Raw genomic sequence first — 19,120 nt, 5'->3', positions numbered from 1 at the left:
TTACTTCTACTTTTCAAAGAAGTGGTAACCGGATTTGAACCGACGACCTTCGGCACTTTACCAAATCAAGCGCCCGACCATCTATCGAGCAACTCCATTCTACACCGAAACATAAAATTGTTTTACTTCTACTTTTCAAAGAAGTAGACATCTCAAAAATGCCATTTGAATGAGCGATGTATTGCCCATGCTTAAAGCCAATTATACTGAAAAACGAAAGTTTCAGTCCGATTGACTAAATATGCTGCGTATTATAAAGACAGTATGCCTAGATAGCAACCTTGATTTAGAACTATCTTCTGACGTTTCAGCTCGTTGCTGAGATGTAATCAGGTATTTTACTTTTCACATACAACACCGTGACACCAAACTCATCGGTCCAGTTTCGTCCCCTCCCATTTTTTGTAACAAAAAAGAAATATTTGATCCATAATTGGGAACAGAAAAATCACGAAAGAAAGGAAAACCAAATGAGAACGGTTATAAAATCAAGCAAATTGACAGCGCTGTCTATATTTAGCTTTGAAGCGTTTGCAGCGCAATGTGAATCGGCAGGACCACAAACACCGAGAGATATTGATAGTTTGCAGGGTCACAACAAACGGGTTTTTGCTATGGCTCCACCAAAAGAAAAACTCAACCTATGTAACATCCACTTTCATAAAAATGCGGAACATAAAGCCAAAGACTTCTCTGTCGTTTCCAATGACCCGAAGTATGGTGGATTCCAGTGTAATGCAACTGCAAGCCTCACCCCTGCGGAGCTTGCTCCTGTAGAAGATAAAGTATGTAACAACGTAAAGCCCGGCGATACAATTGAAGTACACTGGGTTCATAGCTCTTGTGATGTAAAACCCGGCCCGACACTCGGCGCTTGCTTAAATGACAGCTGCGCCAACCCCGGTCTACGCGTCGAAACTCAAGTGTTTTTAGTGGTTAATGATGAAAATGCGCAAGACTTCACTGAGCTTGATTATCAAGGCCAAGTTGGCGGTTACCATCAAGCGGGGGCTTTACCGAGCAATACCGGCACACCAGTTGAGTTTTTAGGTTCAACTACAGGACCTAGCTATAGCAACCAACAGTGCTCACCTTTACAGGTAAGCTGGAGTGTACGTCCAAGCTGTGCCAAAGTTGATATAAATAGTCTCGCGCGTTGGTGTAAAGACAATGATTTTGAAGAGGACCATGCGCATGGCATTCGTAAACTCGTGACAGATCCACAGTTGCTTTCACCAATCAAGCACTAATATTTTTAAATCAATGTGGGCCGTTGCTAAATATCGGCCTACTTTAGCTAGGTCCAGCATATTGAAATTCAATTAATTATTACAATGTAAGAAAAATCTCACAAAAAAATATTAAAAAGTCTCGCATTTAAAAAAAACAGCTATACTCAGACTTAGGCTATTTGTTTTTGAGCAAAGGATCCGCTCTTCATCAGTTTGAAGAGGCGTCTATGAGCATTACTCCCTATCAATATCAACTTTTAACTCAAACGCTTGCGAGTATTCGTCCGAATTTCCATGGCTTTTGCACTTCTTGGTACAACCAAATTCAACATTACGATTTGCGCATGCAAATTCCAACAAATGTGGGACAACTCATAATCTGGGAGCATCAAATATTTGATTTTGTGCAAAATTGTGTGATGCGTATCCCACAGCAGTCAAACTTATTACATTATCTGCAAAAACAACGCGGTACGCTGTTATTTATGGGAACGTCAGAAAAAGATATCAGTGTCTTGTTGTTTACCTTTATAGCAACGCTAAAAAGTCATCTTGGCAGGCATTTTACCACAGCAGCAAAAAACGCTTGGAACAAAGCACTGTTACTCATCGAAAATATGCTGCGCTTTGAATTATTCAAGAAAACGAATATCGTTGGTCTACAGGAGTTCAAAAGAGCGCAGCAACAAGCAAACTAACTTGAGCAGCTAAACGAAGAGACAACGGCAGCCACTAAACATTACTCTAAGATCAAAGTCATGCAGAGCTTACAAAACCAAACTCTGCGTGACTTCTGACCCTTAGCTATTTAGACTTTCACAAAATCTTTATATAGGAAGTGATAAAATGCTAAGAGCGATTGCCTTTGCGTCTACTATGGTCGTTTCACTTACCGCATGCGATATGCTGGAAGACTCTAAAGCCCAAATCGAGGCACAATATTTATCTGAACATCAAGAGCTACAACAAGTGGTTGAGCAGATCCGTGATAAAGGGATCGAGTCAGTGCAAGCATCAGCAGAGGCAGGTAGTGTTGCAGCTTGCGTTGCAAATAATCTAGATGCCGATCCGATGGGCGCGCTTATTGCGGTTGAAGGCGCATTGCAAGACAGTGCAAATTTAAGCGACCTACTCAACTCTATTTCTCGCCTAAGCCAACAGGAAATTTCCATCGAACAATTTCCTGATTTGCTTCAGCAAGGTGCTGATACAGTTAGATACTTAAGAACTTTGCTTGAGCAGTATGATTTGGCTGAGCTAAAACAGCAAGCAAGTAACTTACTTGAGCAAGGCCAAACCAAAACACAAGACGTTGGTGCTCACTTGCGTACACTTATAGAATCTTGCCAAACTAACTGAGCAATTTAGCTGATTGTTACGTATAGAGTCTTATTCGTTCATGACTGTTAAGAATAAACGTGAAAGTAGGACTCTATTTATTTGAAAACGACTGCCGCCTTAGTGATAATCCCGCACTTACAACGCTGGCGTCTCAAGTCGACACACTCATCTGCATTTATCTACCCACTGTAAACCTATGGACGGCTCGCAAGGCGCAGTGCTCACCTTCTTTTGCTGTCGAATGTTATCGCAATCAGACGCTCAATGCCTTACATCAATCACTAGTTTCACAACAACAGAAGCTGTATCTGTTGCGTGACACAGCTCAGCTCAAAGCACTGACTGAGATTATTCATACACAGCAGGTAACTCATATCGGTCGCACTGTTCATCCAGGATTCGATGAACAAAAGCTTTGGTTAAAATTACAAGATAATTTCCCACACATTCAATATATTAGTGCTTATTCAAACACCCTTTTTGAGCCAAACTCACTACCAATCAGCGTCAGTGAACTACCACAGAGCTTTACGCCATTTCGCAAAGCTGTAGAGGAAATTGAACCTAATTCACCTATTGCAACCGCGAAGCTTCCACCAAGACCGAATCGGATATCAGAGTTAGCTGAATTTAAAGCAAACTCTTCATACAGTATCAAAGTAGCCGCCGGTGAAGCGCAAGCTCAACAGCAGCTACAACAATACTTCCAAACGGGTGCGGCTCTCACATACAAAGAAACCCGAAACGCCTTGTTCGGTGAGTATTTTTCCACTCGGTTTAGTCCTATACTTGCCTATGGCGCTATCAGTCCTAGACAGATCAAGCAAGCACTTACTCAATTTGAGCAGCAAAGAGGCGCAAATGAATCAACCTATTGGATTTGGTTTGAACTGTTGTGGCGTGAGTACTTTCATTGGTATGCGCTCAAACATCAATACAGGCTATTTTGCTTTTCAGGCGTCAAAGCCAAAACACCAAAAACCAGTTTCTATCCAGAGCGCTTTTTAAAGTGGTACCAAGGTCGAACGCCCAGCGCACTGGTCAATGCCATTATGCACGAATTGACTAAAACCGGTTGGATTTCCAACAGGGCAAGACAAATAGCTGCGAGCTACTGTGTTAATGAGTTGCAGCTAGATTGGCGCTATGGTGCCGCTTTTTTTGAGCAACATCTTATCGATTACGACGTCGCGGCAAATTGGGGAAATTGGCAGTATATCGCGGGTGTTGGGGCAGATCCTCGTGGCGGTCGCCATTTCAATATCACAAAGCAACAAGCACTATTTGACCCAGATGGTGAATATATAAAATTATGGCAAGGAGAAGCCACTCCACAACTCGACAGCCAAGATCATGTTGGTTGGCCTTTGGAGGATAACTAATGGCACAACAAAAACCTCAATATAAAGGCCTCAGATTAATTCTTGGCGACCAACTCAATGCTAAACATAGTTGGTTTGCTGACGATAAAGCAAAGTATCTTTATCTGATAGCAGAACTCAAACAAGAGACCGACTACACCAAACATCACATACAAAAAGTGTGTGCTTTCTTCAAAGCTATGGAGAATTTTGCCGTTGCGCTGGATAAAGCTGGATTCCATGTGCTACATCTCACCCTCGATGAGACTCAGGACTATTCGGATCTCCCCGCTTTAATTGCGCATTTATGTGATAAATATCAGGTGTCTAGTTTTGACTATCAAAGACCGGATGAATATCGCTTACTGAAGCAAATGATGGAATTAACACTCGACCAGTTACAGGTTCGCAGCTTTGACACTGAGCATTTTTTAGTCCCTTATGAAGAGCTGGATGACTACTTAACGCCAGGAAAACACACTACGATGGAGTTTTTCTATCGCAAGCTCAGACGCCGTTTTAATGTATTAATGGATGACGGTGAGCCGCTTGGCAAGCAATGGAATTTCGATAGTCAAAACCGTAACAAGCTCAAGCAAAAAGACATCGACGCTATCCCACAACCGCTTTGTTTTGTCAACGATGTTAGTGACATTTTAAAGCGGATTAAGCGGCATAAAGTAAAGACCATTGGCAACAGCGAAGAATCATTGCTATGGCCGACTACCCGTGCGCAAGCTCAAGATCTTTTGGCCTTTTTCTGTGAACACCTATTGCCTTCGTTCGGTCAATTTCAAGATGCAATGACCTGTAAAAGTGACGATAAATGGACACTGTATCACTCACGACTCTCTTTTGCCCTCAACGCAAAAATGCTTCACCCCAAACACGTTATCGACAGTGCTATCGCAGCATACCAAGACAACTCACAAATTGATATTGCACAGATTGAGGGGTTTGTAAGGCAAATATTAGGCTGGCGAGAGTATATCCGAGCTGTTTACTGGCTCAATATGCCAGACTACCGCCATAAAAATTACTTGCTTGCCCAGCGTAATCTACCAAGCTATTTTTGGCATGGAAAAACGAAGATGCGCTGCCTCAGTGAAGCCATCAACCAAAGCCTGGATTACGCCTACGCTCACCATATTCAACGATTAATGGTCACGGGAAACTTTTGTCTGTTGACCGGAATTCACCCAGATCAAGTGGATGAATGGTATTTAGGTATCTACATCGACGCCATTGAATGGGTCGAAATGCCGAACACCAGAGGCATGACACAATTTGCTGATCACGGCATAGTAGCAACCAAACCCTACGCTGCAAGCGGTAACTACATGCAAAAAATGAGTGATTATTGTCAGCATTGTCACTACGACGTCAAGCAAAAATCGAGTGATGATGCCTGCCCACTAAACAGCCTCTATTGGCATTTTATGCACCGCCATGAGGATAAGTTTGCCAATAACCACCGGATTGGCATGATCTATCGAAATTGGCAAAAACAAGATGAGAAAACACGGCAAGAAGTGCTCATAAGGGCACAATGGTGCTTAGATAACATTGAGCAACTTTAGGCTACGCTCGGACGTAGCCTAAACATTAAAAGAGGCGCCAACGCCTTTTTTTGGTTTTTACTTTGTGAACCCAGTTCACCTCAATAGTGGTCACTGCTAGCACATCTCGAGACTGCTTTGAGATAAGCTCATAGCTCAAACTCTCATCAGAACTAAAGTCTAACTCATATTTAAAAGTATCCGCTTTGGCCCAACACTGGAGGATCTTTTTCGACAAACTCTCTCGAATGCAATAGTCACCTTCAGTTGGTGCATTTACCGTTACTTTGACGTCAGCATAGCAAGTCCTCCCCTGGTTCAGGGCAACACACTTGCTCGGTACAGCATGAAGTATTCCCACTGAGTTAGTTTCTTCGGCGCGGAGCTGGTGGCTCCACAAGACCCCTAGAAACAACACTGTCCATGTGATTAATTTAGAATACATATTTCACCCCAGTAAAGAATACTCTGGCGTGGCGAGAGCGAACTAAGGGGCTATCTAACGTATCTTGAGAACCAACTAACCATGATGCGCCTGCGCTAAACACCCAATCTTCTGCAATTGGATAATTTAGTTGCATTTGTACGAACGCCGAGGCCGAAGCACCGGGTTTATAGGGAGTCAAATAGTCATTGACTTCATCCTCTGAAACACCATAGAAGTAATTATGAAAATTACTAGAATAATAGTTAGCGCCAAAGTTAAGCCATAAATCCCAGTTCCTCAATTCAAAGTTACGTGTCGCTTCGAGGTGAAAAACCCAACCGTTTGTGTCACCAAAAACATCGTAGACTATTTCAGCAACGGCAAGAAATTCACCGACATGGCGATAATAGGAAAAGCCTAAAGAATTATCTTGATCGCGTTTACGAATGCCTCTTAGCTCAGGTACCACATCGTCGGTATCGTAGTAACCACGTTCAGAAAAAGGCAACATATAACTGCCATAAATGGCATCAATTCCCCATTCACCATTGTTGATAATTTGGTAACCAACATCCGAGCCACCAAAGAAATCTCCTGAGTGGGTATTCAAGTAAAAACTTTTATATTCTATTTTTGCATCGACTAGAAAAGTACCATGTTTGAATGTCGAGTCCGTGCCAATCAAAGCTGGCATTGTCATATCAACGTAAAAGGCACCAACACTCAGCTGCCAAGCAAACTCGTCATCAAGCTCGTCACTTTGTTCTTCGCAAATTCCATAAAACGGTAACAATAAACTGATTATTATAAGTAGTTTTTTCATAGTTCCATTCGTTTAGCGCAGGTGTGCCTAAATTCTCCCCGAGATCATACCTGACCCCTTTGTGACCAACAAGCATCTTCTCTAATTTTTAACCTATACACAATTTAACTTTATTTTAATAAATATTTCACATAAATTATTTTAAATAGCGCACTTTGCTTTAAGCAGAAAAATTCGCGTTCACATAAATTAAAATCAATAGAGGCAATTCATGAAAAAATATTTACTCCCTTTGGCGCTAATAGTCGTAGCAGGTCAAAGCCACGCATTTAGTCAAGAAACACATAAGCGTATCGTAATCGACGCTGTGAACTACATGGCGCAAAACCCGACAACAACACAATATGCAAAGCTACAAGCCTACGCACAAGCTAACGGTATGTCTGTATCTGCGCTTGCCAACTTACTAGGCCAAGCGGCTTATGACGTCGATGATTTTGAAGATACGTTTTTTTGTGGTGCCATTACGGGTGACTGTGTACAGGCACCTCTTTGGGGTGCTGCTGAAAGCATCGTGAAATACACCAGTTACTGGCACTTCCAAAACCATACTCAAGGAGCTGATACTCACGGCAATGACTTCGGTGGTTATAACTATCAAAAGTTAACCGTGTGGGGCTCTGTTGATACGATGGCGGCGACTTGGCTAAAAGGCGATTATTTAGACGATGGTCATGGCGGCGAAACTGGATGGTTTAGTGCTGATGACACTGAATACGATAGTTATGGGATAACAGAAAAGCACTATCGTATTGATAGTCACTCAACGTACAGCATGTATGATGACTTTGAAGAAATGCCTTTTCAACCGATTGACAACTTAGGTCAGTATTGGTACCAAAGTTATGTGCAAAGCGGGAACCCACAAGTACTCGGTTTTGTATTTCACACCACGGATTTACTTCAACCACACCATACTTGGACAACATCAGATCTGAATCATGCTGGCTGGGAGTCTTGGGTGAAAGACTATTATGATCAAGAATCATTAAATGACTTTACTTTGGTCAAGCAAGCAATGAATAGTTTTAGTGCAGTTGATACTAACTCAATAGACATCCGCCCACTACTAACGCAAGGTGGCGCTTTCTCCTACTCACAAGGTGGTATCGTATTGAACTCTGAGGATCATTACGATCGCGTAAATACAGGAAAACAAGTGATCCCACATGCGATAGCGATGGTGGTTCATTTACTTAATCACGCGATGGACGTGAGATAATGCGATTTGTTTTACTTTTCTTGGTAAGCAGTTTTTGCTTACCAAGCTTTGCCTCACCAAGTATACCTAAAGCCCTGACGCCTTTGGTTCACCAACTCTACCTTGAGCAAGGCCGAACACTATCTAAAAAGCAAACTACAGCGCAGTTACTTGAAAACCAGTTCTTACTATTCCAAGCGAAGCAACTTAACCCAAGTATTTTGGAGCGCCAATCTAACGTTGGTTTCAGCACCCAATATCACGTCGATAAGTTTCTCGCAAGCTCACTCTTACATTGGTTCCCGGCACTTTCTCAGCTTGAAAAAAAACACTACCCTTTGGTATTTGATAAGGATCAGATGCTGTCTTTACTAGGACAGTACCCCGCTGATGGGCAATACCCTGCTGAGCAATTACTCAAATGGCAACAGCTGCAACTAACAAAATCAGCGCCACTGACACTTGCTCAAGTATTACATAGCCAATCAATGCAAAACCGCTTTAAACTTCACCAGGGAGAACTCGCGTTACTGCAAGCTATTGTCAATCAACATCTCAATCAACAGGCGCTATTTACCGCCGCAAAACCTTATGTTGCTAAGCAAGGCCTGACAATAGAACAGTTACGACAAGTGGTAACCGCAGAACTATTGAGGCCGAGCATGTTGGCATTTCTTGGTGTTAAGGAAGAGATGCATGGTGCAACGAGCCAGTATGTTGATACCCTAAGAAGTGAAATTCCAGAAAGTGCTATCGCGAAGTATTATGAGCGTCATAAGAAGCGGTTTAAATACATCAAGCAAGTCAGTGCGAGCGCAGCGAAATTTCCCGAACAAAAAGCCGCACAGCAATTTAATGATTATGCAAATGCACACTCATGGCAACAAGCCGTCGCTAAATATACCCCGATATTAATATGGCAGGCTCAACTCACTCCGCTGACCCGCCAAAGCACGCCGAAATGGGAAACACAGCTGGCGTTTAGTAATCAACAAGGCAAGATAACGCCTAGTATTCGCACGCCAAGTGGCGAATGGCTGGTATTGTATAGCCAGTCACCGATATATGATTATTACGATGTGAAAAGTGAAACAGTACGCTACCAAGCACTGCGGGCACTGACCCAAGAGTTTGCTCAGCACAAATTCGAGCAAGATTATATGGCTTGGAAAACGGCAAACAGCGGAGCGGTAATATGAAGTATTGGCAAGCATTGATTGTCATATTCCTTGGGGCTGTGATAGCTGGATTCACACTGCGTTTTGCCAACATAGGTTGGCAAAACCCCACATATAATCCCCCTTCACAGACAAAGCCTGAGCAGCAGAAAAGAACTGAAACGTTAATCACGCCAATCAATACTTATGCTCCTATCAAACCAAATGCCGAGACCTCACCCAAAGCCGTTAAGCCAATCACGGAGCCTGAATATCTGCCGCCAATAAACCAAGCTGAAAAGCAAATGGATGATTTTCAGGGCGATTTGTCGGATACCGAAGCTTACCAAGCGTATTTGGATCAAAAAGACGCCAAGCTAAAACAACAGTATATTGCGGCCGTCGATGGTAAAGTAGCGCAAATAGAAGTTCTGCTAGCACGTGGGGTTAAAGAGGGATTACCACAACAACAGTTACAAGAGGCAAGAGACAAAATCACGGCACTTAAAGACATGCAAAGTAAACTACGTACTGAATTGAGCGAACGTGATAGCAAATAAAATTAGGCCGCGGCTCCTCTTGCGTCTCCCATGCGCTCAGTCACAGAACAAAACCATTAACGTACCTGCAGCTGAACCTTGCCGCTAGCCACATTAGGGTTTTTCATCACCGCATTGAGGACGACATCTTGTTGTCCTCCGTGATAATAGCTAATAATTTCTTCTAGCACTGTTTTGGGAGTACTTGGATTCATCGCAAGTGCTAAGTGCGTAGCAAAGTCTCGTTTTAGACTCAAATAAGTTAGCGTGTTTGGTGCCGTCGCGGGGTTTTGTGCAACCGCAAGATCTATCACATCGCCACTTTCAGGCAGATAAGAAACCAACGCTTCGAGTTGCTGAGCTGAAGTGTGGCTGTCTTTGGCTTGTTTTAACACTAAAATATGTTGATTCATGTGTAATAAGATATAAATCGCAATGCTGACAACACCTCCCCAAAGCACTAAGTGTGTATATTTGATGCTTAGAACTAAGCCATCGACATGTAAATCATGACGGACAGCATGCATTTTCAAAAAGAAATAGCTAAAAATGATACTGAATAGAAAAACCAACAAGCTATAAATTAGCATCGCGTTTACGCCAGTATCTTGCGAAAAGGGCGAAAATTGCACTTGGTGATGAAATTGTGCGGACATGTGAAACAACAAAGTATAAAATCCACCCGCGATGAGTAACGATAACCCACCTGATTTCAACAACAATATCAGCTTATCTTTTAGCTCCATTCTTCATCTCAACGCAATATTTTTCTTCTACCATACAAGTAACTCGCTAAAAACACTACTTAGATAAAAACTAAATACAATGATCGAGCCATTAAACAAAGATGCAATGAGAAAGTGCTGACTCGGATAACGATACCCCGTCACTTTAAATCCAAGCGCAAAAACCCCGAGTACAGCAAAGAATGGGGTAAATGTAAAAATAGTTTCTCCCACTACTAATCCAACAATAACGTCATGCAATGCGCCGCTCACGATAAAAGTAAACCAATAGCCAAGTTTTCCCCCCACTTTCGCTGTACATGGACGAAATACGAAGCGCGCCAAGTAATAACTCCAGATAGGATTCCAATAAACCCAGAAGCCATCGAAAGACTGAGCGCCGAAAGCGCGCCGTAACATGTTTCCTAGTGACTGACTATGACCCAGTGGTACACCATTTCGTCTTTTTACGTATTGTCTTAGTCCTAGTTTCATTTTCTGGGGGATAACAAGTGAGGCATAACTTTACTAATAACAAATGCTTTGTATTTAGGCAAAAAAAGCCGCCTGACGGCGGCGAGTTGGAAATCAATAAATTAGATTGATATTACTTGCTTTCAAGCAAGTTGCCCGAGCCAATCTCTATTTTTTTTGGCTTCAGTGCTTCTGGGATCTCACGCTCGAGGTCAATAACCAGTAAGCCGTGCGCTAAGTCTGCGCCTAATACTTTGACGTGATCACCAAGTTGGAATTTGCGCTCGAATCCGCGTTCGGCGATCCCTTGATGAATAAATTTACGCTCGTTGGCTTCTTCAGTCGCTTGCTTTTGCCCCTTTACGGTCAACGTATTGTTCTCTGATTCCAGTGTTAGCTCTTGCTCGGTAAACCCTGCAACAGCCATGGTAATTTGGTACTTGTCTTTACCTAGCGCTTCGATGTTGTATGGTGGATAGCTAGGTTGTTTATCTGTTCTTGCAGCAGCATCCATCATAGAAGCTAAATGATCAAAACCGATAAATGAACGATATAATGGTGATAAATCTACTGTACGCATAATTTTGTATCCTCTTAAAGCTATACATAGGTGCTCACTCTTCAAAAAGAACCAATAAGCACTTTTAAAACAAATAGTTATTTAATTTATGAGGCCCTGTCGGCGTCCTCATAAAGCTATTTATGGTCAGCAAATTTATTTTCAAGAAAATTCTTTTAAAAATTTTCAACTTTTTTAAAAAACCTATTTAAAACAGATAAGTATATTCTTTCTATGGCATGTAGATCGCTGAGGGATAGATGTTCATTCACTTGATGAATTGAATCATTCTTTACCCCGCATTCGATCACTTGCGTTTTTCCGGTCGCAAAGAAGCGACCATCGGAGGTGCCACCTGCAGTACTTAAACTCGGATATTGCCCCGTTGTTTCCTGAATTGCTTGTTCTACCAGCGTTAAGAAACAGTTTTCTTGCTTCGCGCCGGTATAAAACGACTCACAAGGCCGCTCCCAACTGATCGCTAACATAGCACCGGATTTAGCCAGCGACTCTTGAATATAGTGCACAACTTCTTGGCTCTTATAGGCATGGCTGTAACGAATATTAAATGTGATTTCACACTCTGCTGGCACTAAATTATCCACGATATTTGGTACTGTGATCCCGGTGACTTGCAGCGTGGTTTGCGATCCTGCTTCGTCTTTCCACCAAGGTAAAAGCGCGAGCTGGCTAACCAACTGGCCTGCGATGTGAGCAGCATTAATCGTTTGTTCTGGATAAGCCACATGCCCCGCTCTTCCTTTAACCTGAATACGCCCAGAAATCGCCCCACGACGACCATTTTTAACCGTATCTCCCACCACTTGGTGTGAAGTCGGTTCACCAACCAAACAAGCATCTAGCTCAATGCCATTTTCAGCTAATCGCTCTGCAATCAATTTGGAACCAAACTCCGCTTCACCTTCCTCGTCAGAAGTGAGCAACCAGTAAAAGCTTCCTCGTAATTTTTCAGGATGCTGTAGTAATGTTTTGGTTGCAGCAAGCATTGCCGCAACGCCACCTTTCATATCTGCAGCACCGCGTCCATACATCACACCATCAATAATCTGCGCACTAAATGGTGGCACAATCCAGCCTTTATTATTTGCAGGCACGACATCCACATGACCAGAAAAGGCAAAAGTTGGTCCTTGAGAGAAACGATAACTTGCAATCAAGTTTTTTACTCCCTGCACCTCAAACTGCTCAATAGTAAAGCCCAGCGCAGCGAGTTGCTCTGCCATAAACGCAATAGTGCCTGCATCACACGGCGTAACCGAAGGCGCTTGGATCAAACGCGTTAAGATCTCTGTGGCGTAGGAAGTACTGAGGTTTTGATACTGTGTTGCTAGTGACATAACTAAGAATGATTTGTAGGTGAAATCTAGCAATTATTTAAAGATGAAACTTTGACCACAGCATTGCAGTTTTAATGCAAATTAATGACATCGAGAAAACTTAATCTAAATCAAACTTTCAAAAATTTCTGAAATCTTACAATTTAAAAATTGATCTAGAACAGTTTTTCATTTTTTGAACCCTTTTAAGATGACTTCATTGAAAACACACACTGTTTCACAGTTTAAAAATGTCCTCACATAGGGTTAGGAGAAGAAAATGAAAACTTTAAGCGCTGCACTTTTATCTACTCTGCTAGTTGCTGCTCCCTTCGCACACGCAAATTTCAGTGTTAATGTTGGTGCTATTAACGTAAACCCTGACAATTCGGCTTCTGCAATTGATCAAGATAACTCTCTTGGTCTAGTTGCTGACTCAAATACTCAGCTAGGTATCACGCTTGACTACCACTACAGCGATAACATCGTATTTGAACTGGTTGCGGCAACACCATTTTCTCACACAGTTGACGGTGCTGGTGGCTTAGCAGGAGCTGAAATCGCAGACATTAAACACTTGCCACCAACATTACTTGCACAGTATCACTTCTTTGATGCAAGCGCTAAGTTCCGTCCATTTATCGGCGCGGGTCTAAATTACACAGTATTCTTCGATGAAGAGCCGAGTGCTGCACTAAAAGCAACACTAAAGACTAACGACGTAGAAGTTGATTTAGATAGCTCTTTTGGTATTGCATTACAAATCGGCTTTAACTACGACTTAAATGAAAAATGGGGCCTGCACGGCATGATCTCTAAAATTGACATCAATACCGATGCAACAGTTTACGCTAACGGTGTAAAGGCACTGACATCTGACGTTGAGCTAGACCCTGTTGTGGCCATGTTCGGTGTGAAATATAAGTTCTAATACCTAAATGGTTTAAATCACAGATTTACTGTTACTTTCTCAATCCCCAAGGCCACTGATGTGGCCTTTATAGTTTATAGATTACTGTTTTTCTTTGCCTCTAACATGGCTTTCCAATGCATAATCTCAGGAGATAAAATAGGTGCTTCACCGTTAAACCCAGCTACTTCGAGCATTTCTTCGACCGCAACCACCCCACCCTTACGCTTGAATACCCCACGCACATAAGCAATTGCATGCAGTCCACGTTTAGAATGAAAGCGCTGTTCAATGTAAAAGTATTTATGATCCCATCCCACCACCTTAGTGGTAATGGTAAATTTTTGCAGCGGCTTGATATCGCGGATATAAGTAATCGCTGTTGCGTTAACAATTGGGAACCAGCGGCGTTTCATCACAGCTGCAAATAACCCAACTCGCTCTGTCATCCAAGTACGCGCCAAATCCATAAATGCCAGGTATCGTGAATTGGTCAAGTGCATATTGATATCGCAATCGCTTGGCAGGGCGCGGTACTCGATATCTATCGGAGATAAAATGGAATCTGCCGTTTGTTTATTCTGTCTTATTCTCCAAAACAGCAGCAGTAAACGAAAATATAAGTTCATAACAATGGTCTTACCAGTTAATAATTTTCCGATTCTAGCATAGCAATTCATATTCTAAAGTGATTATTTTGCTACGCTTGCGTCTATAACTGATACATTACTTTGACCCTTGGTTGCGGTAATGCTGTCAGTAAACTAGATTAATAATCTGAGCTTCAAAAAATGAACGCCTTTCTAGCATGACCAGAAATGACCATAAAATGAGCTTAAAAACAATGAGTTCGGTTACTACATACGCGAACCTCAAATTAAGTAAAATAGCTGAAGTGAAGTCAATGAAAAAATTATCCCTTGTTACCTGTTCCACCTTATTTGTCTTTTCCAGTATGTGCTATGCAGACTTCGACTTTAAAGGAGAAGGCGCGCTAACCTATCCAACCGGTGTAGAGAAAGCGTTTGAGTTTGGTTTTGCTTGGAACAAACAGACTGAACAGTTTCGCATCGGTGCAAATCATTATGACATGTCTGAACTACCAGAGTCTTACTCAGTTGCCATTACACTGAGTAAAGACGATACCCGCGTGTGGATCCAAGAATTCAATCAAGGTTTTATTTCTGAATTTAAGTGGCAAATTGCAGATCATCACATCTCTCTTGTGAAAAAAGAGTTTAGCGACTCTGTAAAGGGTAATTACGTCTTGACGGTAAATGGGATAGATTACTTCTTTGCGCGAGATAACGTGAGTATCACACTCTCTTTTGAAGAAGATGGCATTAAGAATATTAAGGTAGATGGCGTGACAAAAGACATGGGAACTAAATCATAAAGGCCACATTGCGTGGCCTTTAGATCATACTTTGACTGTTTTTCTATTTATCCCATACTCACGCAGCTTGTTGGCAACGGCTGTGTGGCTTAATCCCAAACGTTTAGCCAGTTGCCTTGAGCTCGGATAAGCGGGGTAAAGCTTGCGCAACAAAGTTGCTTCAAATCGCTTCACCGCTTGGTCTAACGTCCCTTCAAAATCAGACTCTAAATAACCTAAGTCATGGGTAAAGGTCGGTAAGTTTAGATGCTCAGTACGAAGTTCTTTATCATCAAGCAACGAGACCGCACGATAAATGGCGTTTTCTAGCTGCCTCACATTACCAGGCCAAGGGTAATTCTCTAAAAACTCAATACATTCTCTAGCAAGTGTTGGCGCTGGATGACCATTTTGCTGGGCATATTTTTGTACAAAATGCTCAGCCAAAGGCCCGATATCTGCTTTTCTATCTCTCAGCGGAGAAATTTCAAGCGTTAGCACGTTAATGCGATAGTAGAGATCTTCTCTAAATACGCCCTCTTGCACCATTGCTGGTAAATCTTTTTGCGTTGCAGCTATGATGCGAACATTAACCTTAACTTCATTCTCGTCACCGACTTTACGGAATGTACCGTCTTGTAAAAAACGCAGTAACTTAGTCTGTAACTGGGTTGACATTTCACCCACTTCGTCAAGGAATACCGTGCCACCATCAGCCTGTTCTAATACACCACGTTTTGGCGCTGCATTTTCTTCATAGCCTGCATAACCAAACAGCTCTGACTCGGCAACATCATCTGGCAGCGAAGCGCAAGAAAGCGCGATAAACGGCTTTAACGAACGGTTAGACGCATAATGACATGCTCTAGCCAATAGCTCTTTACCCGTACCAGTTTCACCTGTGATCAGAATTGGCGCTTCTAGCTGTGCCATTTTTCTGGCTTCACGCACGACTCTACGCATGGCTGTGCTGTGGTTATGGATCGTCGCAAAACTTTCTTGACCGTAACGACGAAACGCACTGACTTGCTGCCCTAATCGCGACTGCGATTTAATGTTAATCACCGCACCGGCTAATACATCGCCTTCGATCCCTTGGGGCACCGAAATTGGCAAAATATCAGCAATAAAATCTTCCCCGCCCACTTCGACACGGGTTGTCTGACCTAACACCTCTTTACCTTCTAACCAACGGGTAAAGTTAAACCCTTTCAAAAGGTTGTTAATGTTGGCACCGATCACTTCCTTTTCAACCATGTTAAGGTCGCGACAAGCTGCGTCATTGCAATGACGTACCCAGCCTTTAGCGTCGATAGAAATTACACCATCAGGCAACGCACTGAGCAAAGTATTCAGCTCATTATGTTCACGTTCTGACGGTAAAAACGCTGTAGTACGAACATCTTCAACGCCATCGATTAAGCGGATCTCAGGCATGATCTTCTGAAACTGTTCAAATTCGATGGGTGGAAAGCTCACGTACATTCGACAATTTACTGAATCGACTTCTATACCTTTCAAATCGACACGGTAACTCACCAAGATATTGAGAATTTCTTGGGCAATACCAATACGGTCAGCGCAATGTATCTCTAGACGCATTTGTTCCTCAAAGCGGGTTTTCACAATTGACGAGATCATACTCTAAGAATAGCTGGCCGACTAGAAAAACGTAAAGAATATTGAACAGAATTTTAGCTATCCTCGCAAATTCTTGTCCTATACTAATGAAGAACTGAAAAAAGTTGTTTTTTAAGACGTTTTTCAGCGCTTGTTAAGTTTTTGATTTGGAAACTTACATTCCATTTCAAAGGATTGCAACGCATAAAGAGTTACAGATATAATACTAAAGAATTGGATAATGTATCTTTTTTGAAACCAGGCTGGCCACAATGAAAAAAATCTTAAATTTAGTATTACTATTTGCGCTCACGGCCTGCTCAGTAGAGGACCCAAATGAAACAGGTCCTTCACAAATAGATAAGGATGAAGATAAACGCCAACAAGATAGGGATAACGAGACGCCCAACTTAAGCGTGTTGCTGCAAAACACAAAAGCGATGCCCATCGCCAATGCCAACCTCACGATAAATGGTCTGTCATTTACCTCAAATAGCGATGGTGTATTTGACCTGTCGACTCTAGCATACGGCGCTTATGTTGCAGAAATATCTCACCCCGATTATTTACCCTTGGTTTTTACCTTAGCGAATCAAAGTAACAATGAACAGCAGCTCACGCTTGAACTAAAAGCTAAGTCAAGCACGCTAAAAACCGTACTTTTCGCGGGTGATACCATGTTTGGGCGTCGTTATTTCAACCCTGACCTCATTACCATGGGGAATTCATTGCCCAGCACCCCTGACGGACTTATCCAGCCCCAAAGCGCAGGACCTGATGCCCAAGCGCTGGTGCAGTTTATGCATCCTTTATTTAAACATGTCGATTTTGCTTCGGTTAATTTGGAGTCTCCAATCCTAAAAAACCCAACCACGGTCCATCCAAGTAAAGAGTTTGCATTTTTTAGTCTGCCTGAGTCATTAATTGCCCTCAATGATTTGGGTATTGACTATGTCGCACTTGGCAATAACCACGTTTATGACTATCAAGCATCTGGACTGAACGACACCTTGAAGTACGTCGAGCAAGCGGGACTTAAACACAGTGGCGCGGGCACAAGCGCGGCAGAGGCATTTAAGCCCTATAGCCTAAGCCTTGGTGAAGCAACCATAGACTTTGTGTCTGCGACTTCCATTACAGGCGATCAACATACCGTCACTTATGTGGCATCGGATGCTAAAGGGGGAGCTGCCGATCTAACAGATACCAATGGCATGAAAGAAACGGTGATGCAAGCCAGTAACAACGGCCACTTTGTTGTGGCTCAGCTTCACGGCGGTGATGAGTATTCATACGCACCAACGGCGTATATTTCAAACCGCTTTGATTTACTTTCCAAAAATGGCGCTAACTTGATGATTGCGCATCATCCTCACGTTGCGCAAGGGTTTGGCTTATACAATGGCGTACCAAGCATACTTGGACTAGGCAACTTTGTGTTTGAGCAAAATCGTCTTGAAACCTTTTTGGGACTGATAGCTGTGGTAGAGTTAGAAACTGCAGGCTCACCTAAAATCAGTGCACTAAAAGCCTATCCCGTTTATCTAGAAGACTATGTTCCTAAGTTTGTAAGTGGCGATCTTGCCAATGCCCTACTAAAACGTATCGCTGAATTTTCTTCACCCGAAGTTGGTATCTCATTGCGCCCGGGATTTGCAGAAGTCACCTTTGATAAACCGGTTCAAGCAAAAGCAACCGAGCAACAAGTTATTACCTTAGAAGCCGGTGAGCATATTGTCGATTTACGCCAATATTCAAGCAGTGCTGAGTTCCTTAGCAAACTCACGGCTAGTGATGCTCAAGCAGAGATTGTGCTTGGTCGAGACTTATTGTTCTTTGGGGATTTTGAAGACTGGGACAGCGATAACGAAAAAGGGGAAGTCTCTCGTTGGTTAATTGAGACCGACGATATCGCGCCATGTTTAGTCGGCAAATATCGTGGCGTACAAGGACTTTGTCTACAACGAACGCAATTTAACGAAACACCAACGCGTGTGCCGTTCAAACATACAATTCGTACCATGCCTATTACGCCAGCGCCGAGCACGGCACAGGCTTACCATGAGCTCTCGCTCTTTGGTTATGCCAAAGGAGAGAACGCTGGTGAGTTTAAGGCTGATATTCGTATCTTAACATCAGAAGATAGCCTTATCTTTTCTGAGTCAACGCCCCGATTAAAGCCTGCCGGTAGTTATGAGTGGCAAACGTTTAGACAAGACATTACCTTACCTGACGATTCCATTGTGCTTGGCGATGAAGGATTGCCTGCTCGTGGCGTCCAGTTTGGCCTCTCCATGGCGCCACCAAGTAGCGGTGACAGTGCCTTATTTTTAGATGATATTGCGATGATCTCGTGGCAACGCCCTGTGCTGCTTCAAAACGGTCAGTGGCAAAGTGCACAAATCCACGGCCTAGAATTTATTAAAGTAAAAGTAGCGAAGACGACTGAGCTGACTCTCACTTTTAGCCAGCAATAAGAG

The 19,120-nt window shown here is 42.7% G+C and carries 19 protein-coding genes; 11 read left to right on the top strand and 8 right to left on the bottom strand.

Annotation, left to right across the window (positions count from 1 at the left end; translation table 11 throughout):
- Positions 1-470: 470 nt before the first annotated feature.
- The 5 genes from CTT31_RS04675 to CTT31_RS04655 all read left to right on the top strand — a co-directional run bounded on the left by CTT31_RS04675 (position 471) and on the right by CTT31_RS04655 (position 5,514).
- Entirely contained in the window at positions 471-1,250 is a 780-nt protein-coding gene (locus tag CTT31_RS04675) for a delta-class carbonic anhydrase (RefSeq protein ID WP_260492082.1), read from the top strand.
- 209 nt (positions 1,251-1,459) lie between these two features.
- Complete coding sequence (locus CTT31_RS04670; protein ID WP_260492081.1) at positions 1,460-1,930, top strand: globin family protein; 471 nt, start codon at positions 1,460-1,462, stop codon at positions 1,928-1,930.
- A gap of 148 nt (positions 1,931-2,078) precedes the next feature.
- Positions 2,079-2,591, top strand: coding sequence for a hypothetical protein (locus tag CTT31_RS04665; protein ID WP_260492080.1), 513 nt, complete (start codon positions 2,079-2,081; stop codon positions 2,589-2,591).
- 59 nt (positions 2,592-2,650) lie between these two features.
- Complete coding sequence (locus CTT31_RS04660) at positions 2,651-3,955, top strand: DASH family cryptochrome (protein ID WP_260492079.1); 1,305 nt, start codon at positions 2,651-2,653, stop codon at positions 3,953-3,955.
- Entirely contained in the window at positions 3,955-5,514 is a 1,560-nt protein-coding gene (locus tag CTT31_RS04655; protein ID WP_260492078.1) for a cryptochrome/photolyase family protein, read from the top strand. The genes CTT31_RS04660 and CTT31_RS04655 overlap by 1 nt, the downstream gene beginning before the upstream one ends.
- Before the next feature lie 25 nt (positions 5,515-5,539).
- Here the strand turns inward: CTT31_RS04655 and CTT31_RS04650 are convergent, their stop codons facing one another.
- Entirely contained in the window at positions 5,540-5,938 is a 399-nt protein-coding gene (locus CTT31_RS04650; RefSeq protein WP_039492187.1) for a DUF3019 domain-containing protein, read from the bottom strand.
- The gene (locus CTT31_RS04645; RefSeq protein ID WP_010370798.1) at positions 5,928-6,743 is read right to left on the bottom strand and encodes a MipA/OmpV family protein; all 816 of its coding nucleotides are present in this window, start codon (positions 6,741-6,743) and stop codon (positions 5,928-5,930) included. Before CTT31_RS04645 ends, CTT31_RS04650 begins: the two co-directional genes overlap by 11 nt.
- Positions 6,744-6,954: 211 nt before the next feature.
- Between CTT31_RS04645 and CTT31_RS04640 the strand changes: the two genes are divergently transcribed.
- From CTT31_RS04640 to CTT31_RS04630, 3 genes are read left to right on the top strand one after another with little or no spacing between them, the layout of a single operon-like run.
- Positions 6,955-7,965 (top strand): phospholipase C/P1 nuclease family protein, encoded by a 1,011-nt coding sequence (locus CTT31_RS04640; RefSeq protein ID WP_260492077.1) that lies wholly within the window; start codon positions 6,955-6,957, stop codon positions 7,963-7,965.
- Positions 7,965-9,143, top strand: coding sequence for a peptidyl-prolyl cis-trans isomerase (locus CTT31_RS04635; RefSeq protein ID WP_211859413.1), 1,179 nt, complete (start codon positions 7,965-7,967; stop codon positions 9,141-9,143). The genes CTT31_RS04640 and CTT31_RS04635 overlap by 1 nt, the downstream gene beginning before the upstream one ends.
- The gene (locus CTT31_RS04630) at positions 9,140-9,661 is read left to right on the top strand and encodes a hypothetical protein (protein WP_260492076.1); all 522 of its coding nucleotides are present in this window, start codon (positions 9,140-9,142) and stop codon (positions 9,659-9,661) included. The genes CTT31_RS04635 and CTT31_RS04630 overlap by 4 nt, the downstream gene beginning before the upstream one ends.
- 56 nt (positions 9,662-9,717) lie before the next feature.
- Here the strand turns inward: CTT31_RS04630 and CTT31_RS04625 are convergent, their stop codons facing one another.
- The 4 genes from CTT31_RS04625 to dapE form a co-directional block, all read right to left on the bottom strand.
- A complete protein-coding gene (locus CTT31_RS04625) occupies positions 9,718-10,386 on the bottom strand; it encodes a hypothetical protein (protein ID WP_130126700.1) in 669 nt (222 codons plus the stop codon).
- 27 nt (positions 10,387-10,413) lie between these two features.
- Entirely contained in the window at positions 10,414-10,785 is a 372-nt protein-coding gene (locus CTT31_RS04620; RefSeq protein WP_010370784.1) for an acyltransferase, read from the bottom strand.
- A 187-nt stretch (positions 10,786-10,972) separates the two neighbouring features.
- A complete protein-coding gene (locus CTT31_RS04615) occupies positions 10,973-11,419 on the bottom strand; it encodes an Hsp20 family protein (RefSeq protein WP_260492075.1) in 447 nt (148 codons plus the stop codon).
- 155 nt (positions 11,420-11,574) lie between these two features.
- Positions 11,575-12,756, bottom strand: coding sequence for a succinyl-diaminopimelate desuccinylase (gene dapE, locus CTT31_RS04610; RefSeq protein WP_260492074.1), 1,182 nt, complete (start codon positions 12,754-12,756; stop codon positions 11,575-11,577).
- 259 nt (positions 12,757-13,015) lie between these two features.
- Here dapE and CTT31_RS04605 point away from each other — a divergent pair, with 259 nt between their 5' ends.
- Positions 13,016-13,666: an OmpW/AlkL family protein gene (locus tag CTT31_RS04605; protein ID WP_039492172.1), complete on the top strand. Its 651-nt coding sequence runs from the start codon at positions 13,016-13,018 to the stop codon at positions 13,664-13,666.
- A 74-nt stretch (positions 13,667-13,740) separates the two neighbouring features.
- Here CTT31_RS04605 and CTT31_RS04600 read toward each other — a convergent pair whose 3' ends face one another.
- Complete coding sequence (locus CTT31_RS04600) at positions 13,741-14,274, bottom strand: acyl-CoA thioesterase (RefSeq protein ID WP_088532277.1); 534 nt, start codon at positions 14,272-14,274, stop codon at positions 13,741-13,743.
- A 200-nt stretch (positions 14,275-14,474) separates the two neighbouring features.
- On the opposite strand from CTT31_RS04600, the gene CTT31_RS04595 reads away from it, so the two are divergent.
- Complete coding sequence (locus tag CTT31_RS04595) at positions 14,475-15,041, top strand: hypothetical protein (RefSeq protein ID WP_039492231.1); 567 nt, start codon at positions 14,475-14,477, stop codon at positions 15,039-15,041.
- Between the two features lie 24 nt (positions 15,042-15,065).
- On the opposite strand, the gene tyrR is transcribed toward CTT31_RS04595, so the two are convergent.
- Positions 15,066-16,622: a transcriptional regulator TyrR gene (gene tyrR, locus CTT31_RS04590; protein WP_039492229.1), complete on the bottom strand. Its 1,557-nt coding sequence runs from the start codon at positions 16,620-16,622 to the stop codon at positions 15,066-15,068.
- Positions 16,623-16,912: 290 nt separating this feature from the next.
- On the opposite strand from tyrR, the gene CTT31_RS04585 reads away from it, so the two are divergent.
- A complete protein-coding gene (locus CTT31_RS04585; RefSeq protein ID WP_260492073.1) occupies positions 16,913-19,117 on the top strand; it encodes a CapA family protein in 2,205 nt (734 codons plus the stop codon).
- Positions 19,118-19,120 lie beyond the last annotated feature (3 nt).

This window comes from Pseudoalteromonas maricaloris (genome assembly GCF_024746855.1).
Taxonomy (GTDB): Bacteria; Pseudomonadota; Gammaproteobacteria; order Enterobacterales; family Alteromonadaceae; genus Pseudoalteromonas; species Pseudoalteromonas maricaloris.
Note: the sequence above shows the minus strand (reverse complement) of the source record. Positions and strands in the feature narration are given on the sequence as shown.

What these genes read in the sequence shown, in the direction of transcription:
- CTT31_RS04675 (WP_260492082.1), top strand. Translation starts at nt 471, where the DNA reads ATGAGAACGGTTATAAAATCAAGCAAATTGACAGCGCTGTCTATATTT.
- CTT31_RS04670 (WP_260492081.1), top strand. Translation starts at nt 1,460, where the DNA reads ATGAGCATTACTCCCTATCAATATCAACTTTTAACTCAAACGCTTGCG.
- CTT31_RS04665 (WP_260492080.1), top strand. Translation starts at nt 2,079, where the DNA reads ATGCTAAGAGCGATTGCCTTTGCGTCTACTATGGTCGTTTCACTTACC.
- CTT31_RS04655 (WP_260492078.1), top strand. Translation starts at nt 3,955, where the DNA reads ATGGCACAACAAAAACCTCAATATAAAGGCCTCAGATTAATTCTTGGC.
- CTT31_RS04650 (WP_039492187.1), bottom strand. Translation starts at nt 5,938, where the DNA reads ATGTATTCTAAATTAATCACATGGACAGTGTTGTTTCTAGGGGTCTTG.
- CTT31_RS04645 (WP_010370798.1), bottom strand. Translation starts at nt 6,743, where the DNA reads ATGAAAAAACTACTTATAATAATCAGTTTATTGTTACCGTTTTATGGA.
- CTT31_RS04640 (WP_260492077.1), top strand. Translation starts at nt 6,955, where the DNA reads ATGAAAAAATATTTACTCCCTTTGGCGCTAATAGTCGTAGCAGGTCAA.
- CTT31_RS04635 (WP_211859413.1), top strand. Translation starts at nt 7,965, where the DNA reads ATGCGATTTGTTTTACTTTTCTTGGTAAGCAGTTTTTGCTTACCAAGC.
- CTT31_RS04630 (WP_260492076.1), top strand. Translation starts at nt 9,140, where the DNA reads ATGAAGTATTGGCAAGCATTGATTGTCATATTCCTTGGGGCTGTGATA.
- CTT31_RS04625 (WP_130126700.1), bottom strand. Translation starts at nt 10,386, where the DNA reads ATGGAGCTAAAAGATAAGCTGATATTGTTGTTGAAATCAGGTGGGTTA.
- CTT31_RS04620 (WP_010370784.1), bottom strand. Translation starts at nt 10,785, where the DNA reads ATGTTACGGCGCGCTTTCGGCGCTCAGTCTTTCGATGGCTTCTGGGTT.
- CTT31_RS04615 (WP_260492075.1), bottom strand. Translation starts at nt 11,419, where the DNA reads ATGCGTACAGTAGATTTATCACCATTATATCGTTCATTTATCGGTTTT.
- dapE (WP_260492074.1), bottom strand. Translation starts at nt 12,756, where the DNA reads ATGTCACTAGCAACACAGTATCAAAACCTCAGTACTTCCTACGCCACA.
- CTT31_RS04605 (WP_039492172.1), top strand. Translation starts at nt 13,016, where the DNA reads ATGAAAACTTTAAGCGCTGCACTTTTATCTACTCTGCTAGTTGCTGCT.
- CTT31_RS04600 (WP_088532277.1), bottom strand. Translation starts at nt 14,274, where the DNA reads ATGAACTTATATTTTCGTTTACTGCTGCTGTTTTGGAGAATAAGACAG.
- CTT31_RS04595 (WP_039492231.1), top strand. Translation starts at nt 14,475, where the DNA reads ATGAGCTTAAAAACAATGAGTTCGGTTACTACATACGCGAACCTCAAA.
- tyrR (WP_039492229.1), bottom strand. Translation starts at nt 16,622, where the DNA reads ATGCGTCTAGAGATACATTGCGCTGACCGTATTGGTATTGCCCAAGAA.
- CTT31_RS04585 (WP_260492073.1), top strand. Translation starts at nt 16,913, where the DNA reads ATGAAAAAAATCTTAAATTTAGTATTACTATTTGCGCTCACGGCCTGC.